Annotated in this window: 2 protein-coding genes and 1 pseudogene; 1 reads left to right on the plus strand and 2 read right to left on the minus strand. The window is 69.4% G+C overall.

Translation table 11 applies throughout. The annotated features are described in order from the left end of the window. Both WAZ62_RS11295 and ribA read right to left on the minus strand, forming a co-directional pair. Positions 1-385 (minus strand): annotated as a pseudogene (locus tag WAZ62_RS11295) (hypothetical protein); the annotation flags it as partial. Between the two features lie 119 nt (positions 386-504). Further along, the gene (gene ribA, locus WAZ62_RS11300; protein ID WP_422643627.1) at positions 505-1,689 is read right to left on the minus strand and encodes a GTP cyclohydrolase II; all 1,185 of its coding nucleotides are present in this window, start codon (positions 1,687-1,689) and stop codon (positions 505-507) included. A 141-nt stretch (positions 1,690-1,830) separates the two neighbouring features. On the opposite strand from ribA, the gene WAZ62_RS11305 reads away from it, so the two are divergent. Continuing rightward, a partial coding sequence (locus tag WAZ62_RS11305; RefSeq protein ID WP_422643628.1) for a hypothetical protein occupies positions 1,831-2,054 on the plus strand: 224 nt, incomplete at its 3' end.

Here is a 2,054-nt window from a genome sequence, read left to right on the forward strand (position 1 = left end):
CCTCACCACCGCCCTCGAGGCCGAGGCCGCGCAGGGCCAGGGTTTCCACCGGCGCGCCCGCCGACTGCTCGACGATCGCACCGGCCATGGCGACGCCCGCGCCGAGCGGACCACCATAAAGCGCGCCGCCGACAATGCGGGCGGCGGGGCTGATGGTATCGCCGGTCAGGCTGCGATAGAGGGTCGAGACCAGGGGGATATGCTGCAGGGGATTGATCACGTCGAGCACCTCGCCGAAGGTCAGGTCAGGGTCGCCCGGTTTCGAGGGGGCGAAGAAATCGGCCTCCCCGGCGCTCATCTCGCCCCGTTTTCCCGGCAGCAGCCGGGGCGGCCTCGCGGTGTCGCGGGCATTCGTCTCGGTCGTCGTCGGTGCTACGGCTGTCATGATGGGCTCCTCCCGGTCCCTTGGGGCGCTGCAAGCCCCGGGCCAGAAGGAGTTCCAATCAAATCAAAGGTTTATCCGAAGGCATGACGGCACCCGGCAGCTTCTGCCGGGCGAAAACGTCACAGCAGATGGCCGCTCTTGGCCTTTTTGGTCGCGAGATAGAATTCATTGTGATTGTTGGCGGGGAAGGCGTGGGGCACCCGCTCGACCACATTGATGCCGCTGGCCTTCAGCCCGGCGACCTTCTCGGGATTATTGGTCAGCAGCCGCACGGCATCGAAACCCATCAGCCGCAGCATTTCCGCCGCGGGGCGGAAGATGCGCTCGTCCGGGTCGAAGCCCAGGCGCTCGTTGGCCTCGACCGTGTCGAAGCCCTGATCCTGCAGGCGGTAAGCCTTCAGCTTGTTCATGAGGCCGATGCCCCGGCCTTCCTGCGCGAGATACAGGACGACGCCGCCACCCGCCGCCGCGATGGTGCGAATCGCCCCGCGCAACTGCTCACCGCAATCGCAGCGCAGGGAGCCCAGAAGATCGCCGGTGAAACATTCGGAATGCAGCCGGCTCAGCACCGGCTCGCGCCGGGGCGGATCGCCGATCAGGATCGCCAGATGCTCGATCCCGCCATCCGCCGGGCGAAAGCCGATGATCCGCGCCTGTTCGGCATCGGCCAGCGGCACCCGCGCGTCGGAGACGATGCGCAGGCCCCGGGCCGCCGCGTCGTCGTAATCCGTGATCGCCGAGGCTGAAACTTCCAGCAGCCCATCGTCCGCCGCCGTCGCCTCGACGACAAGGGCGGCCGGCAACAGGCGCGCCAGTTTCATCAGCTTCACGGCGGCGAATTCCGCCGCCATCGGCGCCCGCCGCAGGATCGAGAACGGCCCGCGCAGGGGATTGTCGAGATCAAGCGTCGGATCCGCGAGGGAAGCGATGGTCGCGGCATCGAGCTGGCCCGCCAGCGGCAGGGCGATGGGATCGCCGACCAGCGGCCGCAGTTTCAGCGTGGCGGCCCGCCGGCTGGTCAGCAACAGCCGGGCATTCTCGCCCGCGAAACCGGCCAGACGGTCCGGCGTCGCATATTCGGCGGCGGCGATGCGCAGGCGCTGGCCGGCATCGTCGGTGACAACGACGTCGAGGCCACGCCGCAATTCGGAGACGGCGCGATCGACGACCACGAGGGCGGAAACGGGTGCGGGACCAAAGGGCGAAGACATGGCGCGCAGTCTAAGCACAAGTCGCACGCCGTTGCAGCCCGTGATGAACGACGCCCCGGCATGACTCTCCCGCGCCATCGGCAGATCCGCCACACGCCTTACCCTCACCGGCGGCCTCGCCGCCGCAGGGCCTTCAACGTCGGCATCGCCGCCACGTGCGTTGTCTTCAACGGCGGCCTCGCCGCCGCAGGCCTTGCTTGCAGCATCGCCCGACCGGCCGCAGAATCCCGGGGCATGACGAATCGCCCCCGGACCAAGGCCCCGCCCCCTCGCATCCTCGTCGCCGTCGCCGACGAGGTGCTGGCGCGCGCCCTGGCCGATCCGCTGGCCGACGCGGGCTTCGCCGTCACCCGCCTGGGAAACCTGTCCGACGTGGCATCGGTGCCGGCCGATCTCGTCGTCGTCGACCGGGCGGCCAGCCTCGAGGGCGACGACGCCCTGCTGGCCGCCGCCGGCTG

Origin of the sequence: Zavarzinia sp. (assembly GCF_049306435.1) — a bacterium.
Lineage (GTDB): Bacteria > Pseudomonadota > Alphaproteobacteria > Zavarziniales > Zavarziniaceae > Zavarzinia.